Origin of the sequence: Delftia sp. Lp-1 (assembly GCF_020523835.1) — a bacterium.
In the GTDB taxonomy this organism is placed as follows: Bacteria; Pseudomonadota; Gammaproteobacteria; order Burkholderiales; family Burkholderiaceae_C; genus Comamonas; species Comamonas acidovorans.
Map to the genome: position 1 here is coordinate 708,294 of NZ_JAJALJ010000004.1, position 8,890 is coordinate 717,183.

Consider the following 8,890-nt stretch of genomic DNA (forward strand, 5'->3'; position numbering starts at 1 on the left):
GGCACCGCAGCACCGCAATGAACCCATGAAAATCATCATTCTTGGCGCCGGCCGTGTGGGCTACAGCGTGGCTGAAAGCCTGGTGTCCGAACGCAACGACATCACGGTGATCGACACCGATGCGCGTCGCCTGCGCGAGCTGGAGTCGCGGTTCGACCTGCGCGGCGTCGTGGGCAACGGTATCGATCCCCAGGTGCTGGCCGAGGCCGGAGCCAAGGACACGGACCTGCTGATCGCCTGCGCCGCGCTCGACGAAACCAACCTGGTGTGCTGCAAGTTGGCCCAGGTGCTGTTCGAGATTCCCACCCGCATCGCGCGCGTGCGCTCCTCGGGCTTTGGCGATGACGAGACGCTGCTGGGCAAGGAAGGCTTCGGCGTGGACCGCATCATCTGCCCCGAGGAATCGCTGACCAACTACATCAGCAAGCTCATCGAGTTCCCCGAAGCCATGCAGGTGCGCGCCTTCGCGGGCGGACGCGCCGCGCTGGCCTCGGTGCGCGCGCGCGACGGCGCCCCCGCCGTCGGCAAGCACATCGGCGAGCTGCGCGACTGCATGCCCGAGCTGGCCATGCGCATCGTGGCCATCTACCGGCGTTTCCTGGAGGAGCCCGACCGCTTCGTGCGCTGCGACGGCAACACCCGCATCGAGCCCGGCGACGAAGTCTTCATCCTGGCCGCGCGCGAGCATGTGGCCGAGGTGCTGCGCGCCATCCACCAGCCCGCGGGCCGGCCTTCGCGCCCCGTCTACCGCATCATGATCGCCGGTGGCGACCAGGTCAGCCTGCGCCTGGCGCTGCAGCTGTCGCGCGTGCCGGGCCGCTTTCACATCAAGATCATCGAGCCCGACGAGCAGCGCTGCCAGGACCTGGCCTCGCTGCTGCCGGCCGAGGTGCTGGTGCTGCACGGCGATGCCACCGACGAGGACCTGCTGGCCGATGAAAGCGTGGAGGACGTGGACCTGTTCCTGGCCCTCACCGACGACGACGAGAACAACATCATGGCCAGCCTGCTGGGCAAGCGCATGGGCGCGCGGCGCGTGCTCTCGCTGATCACGCGGCGCGCCTATGCCGACCTGATGCACGGCACGCAGATCGACATTGCGCTGTCGCCGGCCCAGGCCATGCTCGGCGAGCTGCTGGCCTATGTGCGCCGCGGCGACGTGCAGGCCGTGCACAGCCTGCGCCGGGGCGTGGCCGAGGCGCTGGAGATCGTGGCGCGCGGCGACCGCAAGAGCTCGCGCGTGGTCGGCCGCAAGGTCGAGGACCTGCGCGTGCCCGAGGATGCGCACATCGGCCTCATCGTGCGCGGCATTCCCGAAGGCGTGCCGGCCGACGAGATCGCGGCCGGCGCCGAGCCCGAGGTCATCATCCCGCGCGGCAACACCGTGATCGAGAGCGGCGACCACGTGGTCTTCTTCCTGCCCCACAAGCGGCTGGTGCGGGACGTGGAAAACCTGTTCCGCGTCAGCGCCACCTTCTTCTGAGCCCATACCCATGCGCGACCTGTTCCCCGTCCTGCGCGTGCTTGGCATGCTCATGGTCATGTTCGCGCTGTCCATGCTGCTGCCCTTTGCCGTGTCCTGGTTTGCCGACGACGGCATCTGGCGCATCTACCCCTGGGCCATCGGCATCACGGCGGCGGCGGGGCTGTCGCTGTGGGTAGGCCTGGACCATTTCCGGCGCGAGCTGCAGCCGCGCCACGGCGTCATCCTCGTCACCCTGGTCTGGGTGGTGCTGCCGCTGTGCGCCATGCTGCCCCTGGTGCTGGGCCTGGGCCATGTGGGCCTGAGCATCAGCTTCACCCATGCCTATTTCGAGGCCGTCTCGGGCCTGACGACGACGGGCGCCACCGTGCTCACGGGGCTGGATGCATTGCCCGTGTCCATCAATGTCTGGCGCACTTTCCTGCAATGGCTGGGCGGCATGGGCATCCTGATCCTGGCCGTGGCCATCCTGCCGCTGCTGGGCGTGGGCGGTGCCCAGCTGTTCCGCGCCGAGGCCGCCGGCCCCATCAAGGACACCAAGCTGACGCCGCGCATGACCGAGACCGCCAAGGGCCTGTGGGGCGTCTACGGCGTGTTCTCGCTGGCCTGTGCACTGGCCTTCTGGGCCGCGGGCATGGAGCCGCTGGATGCGCTGATGCACATGTTCGCCACGGTGAGCCTGGGCGGCCTGTCCTCGCACGACGCCAGCTTTGCCTACTTCGACTCGCCGCTGATCGAGCTGATCGCCCTGGTCTTCATGCTGCTGGCCAGCTGCAACTTCGCGCTGTACTTCGTGGCCATGCGCAAGGGCCGCTGGGACGGCTTCTGGCGCGACCCCGAAATGCGCGCCACGCTGGCCGTGCTGCTGGGCGGCGGGCTCATCGTCGCGCTGCTGCTGTGGGCCAAGGGCGTGTACGGGCCTGTCGAGGCGCTGCGCTATGGCATCTTCCACGTGGTCTCGGTGGCCACGACCACGGGCTTCACCACCGTCGACTACCTGAGCTGGCCCGTCTTCGCGCCCGTGCTCATGCTGCTGCTGTCGGGCGTGGCCACCAGCGCGGGCTCCACGGGTGGCGGCATCAAGATGGTGCGCATGCTCATCCTGCTCAAGCAGGCGCGGCGCGAGCTCACGCGGCTCGTGCACCCGCGCGCCATGCAGCCCGTGCGGCTGGGCAACGGCGTGGTGGACGACCGCATGATCTTCTCGGTGCTGGCCTTCATGCTGGTCTATGGCGCCACCGTGATCACGCTCAGCATGGTGCTGCTGCTCACCGACCTGGACCCGGTGACCGCCTTTTCCGCCGTGCTGGCCAGCGTGCACTGCATGGGGCCGGGCCTGGGCGCGCTGGGGCCGAGCTCCAACTATGCTGTGCTCACCGACTTCCAGACCTGGATCTGCACCCTGGCCATGCTGCTGGGGCGCCTGGAAATCCTCAGTTTCATGGCGCTGCTTTCCCCGGCTTTCTGGCGCCGATGATGCCGAAGAGACTAGGGAAAACACTTAGGCCATGGTCCAATCTCTACAATTGCCCCCCACCGCCGTACCCAGAGGGTCTTTATGGTTCCACATCTCATCACGGCCCTGACAGGCCCGATCAACGAGCTTGAGCAGCGCATCCTCGACTCCATGCCGGCGATCGAGCGCTGGTTCCGGCTCGAATGGATGGAACACACGCCGCCTTTCTATTGCTCGGTGGACATCCGCAACGCCGGCTTCAAGCTCGCGCCCGTGGATACCAACCTGTTTCCTGGCGGCTGGAACAACCTGACCGACGAAATGCTGCCGCTGGCCGTGCAGGCGGCCATGGCGGCGATCGAGAAGATCTGCCCCGAAGCGCGCAACCTGCTCATCATTCCCGAGAACCACACGCGCAACACCCATTACCTGGCCAACGTGGTGCAGCTCAAGCGCATCTTCAACATGGCCGGTCTGAATGTGCGCATCGGCTCCATCAGCCCCGATGTGAAGAAGACCACCACCGTCACCCTGCCGCATGGCGACACGGTGACGCTGGAGCCGGTGATCCGCAGCAAGCGCCGCATCGGCCTCAAGGATTTCGATCCCTGCACCATCTTGCTCAACAACGACCTGTCCTCCGGCGTTCCGGGCATCGTCGAGGAGCTGTACGAGCAATACCTGCTGCCGCCCCTGCATGCAGGCTGGAGCGTGCGCCGCAAGAGCCGCCATTTCCAGAGCTACGAGGAAGTGGCCAAGCGCTTCGGCAAGCTGCTGGGCATCGATCCCTGGCTGATCAACCCGCTGTTCGGGCGCAGCGAAGGCATCGACTTCGCCAATGGCGTGGGCATGGAAGGCCTGGCCGAGCAGGTCGATGTGCTGCTGGCCAAGGTGCGCCGCAAGTACAAGGAATACGGCATCAAGGAAAAGCCGTTTGCCATCGTCAAGGCCGACAACGGCACCTATGGCATGGGCGTGATGACCGTGCGCGACGCCAAGGAACTGGCCGAGCTGCCGCGCAAGAGCCGCAACAAGATGGGCATGATCAAGGACGGCCAGACCGTGCACGACGTGATCATCCAGGAAGGCGTGCTCACCCAGGAGCGCATGAACAACGCCGTGGCCGAGCCCGTGGTCTACATGATGGACCGCTACGTGGTCGGCGGCTTCTACCGCATGCACCCCGAGCGCGATGTGGACGAAAACCTCAACGCGCCCGGTGCCGGCTTCGTGCCGCTGGCCTTCCAGCACAGCACCCAGCTGCCCCAGATCGGCGCCCGCCCGGGTGCCAGCATGCCCAATCGCTTCTACATGTACGGCGTGGTGGCCCGGGTCGCCATGCTGGCGGCCAGCTATGAGCTGGAGGCGACCAACCCCAACGCGGAAATCTACGACTGATCGGGGTGCTGTCCGATGCGCTCGTCATCAGGACAGCGGACAATGCCGGCATTTCAATTGACTGAAGCCATCTCCCCACGGGATGGCGCATAGACCTGTGCAGAAAACCAAATCTTCGTTGGCCGCGCTCACCCTGGGCGCCATCGGCGTGGTCTATGGCGATATCGGCACCAGCGTGCTGTATTCGGTCAAGGAGGTGTTCGGCTCCGGCCATGTGCCGTTCACCCAGGAGAACATCTACGGCGTCCTGTCGCTGCTGTTCTGGACGCTGACGGTCATCGTCTCGCTCAAATACGTGGTCCTGGTGCTGCGCGCCGACAACAACGGCGAAGGCGGCCTGGTCGCCATGCTGGCCCTGGCCTCGCAGACCGTCAAGGACAAGCCACGCCTGCGCAGCGTGCTGCTGCTCATCGGCATCTTCGGCACCTCGCTGTTCTATGGCGACGGCGTGATCACGCCGGCCATCTCCGTGCTTTCGGCCGTCGAGGGCCTGGAGGTGGTGTCCCCGCACTTCACCAAGGCGGTGATCCCGCTGACCCTGGTCATCCTGTTCCTGCTGTTCTGGTTCCAGAAGCACGGCACGGCAGGGATAGGGCGCTTTTTCGGCCCCATCACCCTGGTCTGGTTCGCCACCATCGCCGCCCTGGGCATACACCAGATCGCCGGCCATCCGGAAATCCTGGCGGCCATCAGCCCGCACTTCGCGGTGCGCTTCATCTGGGACAACCCCGGCACCAGCTTCATCATCCTGGGCGCCGTCGTGCTGTGCGTGACCGGGGCGGAGGCGCTCTACGCCGACCTGGGCCACTTCGGCAAGAAGCCCATCCGCCTGGCCTGGTTCTCCGTGGCCATGCCTGCCCTCACGCTCAATTACTTCGGCCAGGGTGCGCTGCTGCTGGCCAACCCGGCCGCCGTGAAGAATCCCTTCTACATGATGGCCCCGGCCTGGGCCCTGCTGCCCCTGGTGCTGATGGCCACCATGGCCACGGTCATCGCTTCGCAGGCCCTGATCACGGGCGCCTTCAGCGTCACGCGCCAGGTCATACAGCTGGGCTATCTGCCGCGCCTGGAAGTGCGCCACACCAGCGTGCGCGAGGCCGGCCAGATCTACATGCCCCTGGTCAACTGGAGCCTGTTCGTGGCGATTGCGCTGGCCGTGGTGCTGTTCCGCTCCAGCGGCAACCTGGCGGCCGCCTACGGCATTGCGGTGACGCTGGACATGCTGATCACCACCACGCTGACCTTCTTCGTGATCCGCTACCGCTGGAACTACCCGCTGGCCCTGTGCATTGCCGCCACCGGCTTCTTCTTCCTGGTGGACCTGGCCTTCTTCTCGTCCAACCTGCTCAAGCTGTTCGATGGCGGCTGGTTCCCGCTGCTGATCGGCGGCACGGTGTTCTCGCTGATGATGACCTGGCGCAAGGGCCGCGAGCTGCTGCACCAAAAGCTGCAGGCCGATGCCATCGACCTCAAGAGCTTCCTCGAATCGGTCTGGCGTCATCCCCCGGCGCGGGTGCCGGGCACGGCCGTCTTCCTGTCCGGCGAGCCTGGCACAGTGCCCAACGCCCTGCTGCACAACCTCAAGCACAACAAGGTGCTGCACAGCCAGAACATCTTCGTCACGGTGCGCAACCACGAAATTCCCTGGGTGGGCCTGGACAAGCGTACCGAGATCGAGGCCCTGGGCAGCGACTGCTGGCAGGTCATCATCAACTACGGCTTCAAGAACGAACCCGACGTGCCAGCGGCGCTGTCCCTGTTGCGCCCCCGGGGCTGCCAGCTCGACGCCATGGAGACCAGCTACTTCCTGTCGCGCGACGTCATCATCCCGCGCATCAGCCACCGCATGGCGCCCTGGCGCGAAAAGCTGTTCGCCCAGATGCACCGCAACGCCAGCCGTGTCTCCGACTTCCTGCACCTGCCCAGCAACTCCGTGGTGGAGCTGGGCTCCAAGATCGAGCTGTAGGCGTCGCCCGCGCATCGCACGATCCGCGACTGTGGTGACAGAATCGCGCGATGCGCTTTCTCCGTGACTTGAGTCCCTCCGCCTTTGCGGCCGGCTTCGTGGCCGTGCTCGTGGGCTTCACCAGCTCGGTGGCCCTGGTCTTCCAGGCCGCCCAGGCCTTCCATGCCACGCCCGAGCAGATCACCTCCTGGGTCTGGGCGCTGGGGCTGGGCATGGGCCTGTGCTCCTTGCTGCCCTCGCTGATACTGCGCATGCCCGTCATGGTCGCCTGGTCCACACCAGGCGCTGCCGTGCTGACCACGGCGGGGCTTGCCGGAGGCTTTTCCATGGGCGAGGCCGTCGGCGCCTTCATCATCAGCGCGGGGCTGATCATCCTGGTGGGTGCCACAGGCTGGTTCGAGCGCGTCATGAACCGCATCCCCATGGAAATCGCTGCCGCCCTCCTGGCGGGCGTACTGGCCAACTTCGGCATGCAGGCCTTTGCCGCCGCCAGGCACGCGCTGCCCCTGGTGCTGGTCATGCTGCTGACCTATCTGCTGTCGCGCCGCCTGGCACCGCGCTATGCGGTCATCGCCACGCTGGCGGTCTCCATCGCCTGGGTGGCGCTCACCGGCCAGATGCAATGGTCTGCCGTGCATGCAGGCCTTGCCTGGCCGGTCTTCACCATGCCCGAGTTCTCCGTGCCCGCCCTGGTGAGCCTGGCCTTGCCCCTGTTCGTCGTCACCATGGCCTCGCAGAACCTGCCCGGCGTGGCCGTCATCCGCGCCACGGGCTACAACCTGCCCATCTCCCGCATCATCAGCATGACCGGCATCGCCACCCTGGTGCTGGCCCCCTTTGGCGGATATGCGCTCAACCTCAGCGCCATCACCGCCGCCATCTGCATGGGGCCGGAGGCCCATGAGGACAAATCACGCCGCTATACGGCGGCGGCCGTCTGCGGCCTCTTCTATATAGTCATCGGCATCTTCGGCGCCGTGGTCACAGGGCTGCTCACCGCCTTCCCCAGGGAACTGGTGGTCTGCATTGCGGGACTGGCCCTGCTGGGCTCCATCGGCAGCGGCCTGGCCACGGCCCTGCAGGGAGAGGAGCACCGGGAGGCGGCGCTGATCACCTTCCTGGTCACGCTCAGCGGCGTGGTGATAGCCGGAGTCGGCTCGGCGTTTTGGGGCGTGGTCGCAGGCAGCCTGGCGCTATTTGTGCAACATTACCGACGTGCACGGGCCAGCTGACATGCGGCCCAGGCCCGGGCACCCCCTTTTGCTTCCTATATATAGGCGAGGCACGGGCCGCCGCCTTCCGCACACAAGCCATGCAAATCCTCTTCGTTGCCGATCCGCTCGAATCGTTCCAGACCTACAAGGACACCACCTTCGCCATGATGAGGGAGGCACAGCGGCGCGGCCACTCCATCGTGGCCTGTGAACCCAGGCAGCTTTCCTGGCAGCGTGGCGGCAAGGTCGTCGCCCATGTACGGCACATCCAGCTCACGGGGGATGCGCAGCAGTGGTTTGAGACAACCCAGGAGGGGCTGGCTGAACTGGCAGGCTTTGACGCCATCCTCATGCGCAAGGACCCGCCCTTCGATTCCGAATACTTCTATTCCACGCACCTGCTCGAACAGGCCGAGCGTGAAGGCGCCAAGGTCTTCAACAAGCCCAGGGCGCTGCGGGACCATCCGGAAAAGCTGGCCATCCTCGAATTCCCGCAATTCATCGGCCCCACCCTGGTCACTCGCAGTGCACAGGATATCCGTGCCTTCCATGAAGAGCACCAGGACATCATCCTCAAGCCGCTGGACGGCATGGGCGGCATGGGCATCTTCCGGGTCGGCGCCGATGGCCGCAACCTGGGCAGCATCATCGAAACCCTGAACCAGGGCGGTGCCAGCAGCGTCATGGTGCAGAAGTTCCTGCCTGAGATCACCCAGGGCGACAAGCGTGTGCTCGTCATCGGAGGCAAGCCGGTCCCCTACTGCCTGGCACGCATCCCCCAGGGCAACGAAGTGCGTGGCAACCTGGCAGCGGGCGGCAAGGGCGTGGCCCAGCCGCTGAGCGAGCACGACAAGGTCATGGCCGAGGAGATCGGTCCCATCCTCATGGAGCGTGGCCTGCTGCTGGCGGGCGTCGATGTCATCGGGCAATGCATCACCGAGATCAATGTGACCAGCCCCACCTGCTTCCAGGAGATCTACGACCAGACCGGCTGCGACGTGGCCAGCCTCTTCGTCGATGCCCTGGAACAGGCTCTGGCTACGGCCTGAAAAAATCCTGGCGGATGACGTCAGTCATCCGCCAGGATTGGTGCTAGAATTGCGCCCCTGCACTCGATGACATGCAGATGTCTGAAAAGTGAAGCTTCCAGGGTTTTGCAAGAACGTCAAAAAACGTGCTACAATGCAAGGCTCTGCTGAAGAGAAGCGATGCAGATCGCTGGTGTTGAAAAGATCAAAGAAATTTGATTACAACGACGCTAAAAACTGTGCTAGAATTCAAGGCTTCGCTGATCGTAGCGAGTCGGAAGTAAAGAAGAAATTCTCTGCTTCGATCCTTAAAAATATACAGCCGATAAGCGTGGGCGTTTGAGG

Annotated in this window: 6 protein-coding genes; all 6 read left to right on the forward strand. The window is 65.3% G+C overall.

Features of this window, described 5'->3' with window-relative positions; genetic code table 11:
- Positions 1 to 25: 25 nt before the first annotated feature.
- The 6 genes from trkA to gshB all read left to right on the forward strand — a co-directional run bounded on the left by trkA (position 26) and on the right by gshB (position 8,566).
- On the forward strand, positions 26 to 1,483 hold the full coding sequence (gene trkA / locus LGR64_RS28445) for a Trk system potassium transporter TrkA (protein WP_012207796.1): 1,458 nt from the start codon (positions 26 to 28) through the stop codon (positions 1,481 to 1,483).
- A gap of 10 nt (positions 1,484 to 1,493) precedes the next feature.
- Positions 1,494 to 2,960 carry a TrkH family potassium uptake protein gene (locus tag LGR64_RS28450; RefSeq protein ID WP_013804766.1) on the forward strand — a complete coding sequence of 489 codons (1,467 nt, stop codon included), beginning with the start codon at positions 1,494 to 1,496 and terminating at the stop codon, positions 2,958 to 2,960.
- A gap of 81 nt (positions 2,961 to 3,041) precedes the next feature.
- Entirely contained in the window at positions 3,042 to 4,337 is a 1,296-nt protein-coding gene (gshA, locus tag LGR64_RS28455; protein ID WP_012207794.1) for a glutamate--cysteine ligase, read from the forward strand.
- A gap of 97 nt (positions 4,338 to 4,434) precedes the next feature.
- Entirely contained in the window at positions 4,435 to 6,303 is a 1,869-nt protein-coding gene (locus tag LGR64_RS28460) for a potassium transporter Kup (protein WP_034397428.1), read from the forward strand.
- A gap of 50 nt (positions 6,304 to 6,353) precedes the next feature.
- Positions 6,354 to 7,535: a benzoate/H(+) symporter BenE family transporter gene (locus LGR64_RS28465; RefSeq protein WP_141833160.1), complete on the forward strand. Its 1,182-nt coding sequence runs from the start codon at positions 6,354 to 6,356 to the stop codon at positions 7,533 to 7,535.
- Between the two features lie 80 nt (positions 7,536 to 7,615).
- A complete protein-coding gene (gene gshB / locus LGR64_RS28470) occupies positions 7,616 to 8,566 on the forward strand; it encodes a glutathione synthase (protein ID WP_141833162.1) in 951 nt (316 codons plus the stop codon).
- The last annotated feature ends 324 nt before the right edge of the window (positions 8,567 to 8,890 follow it).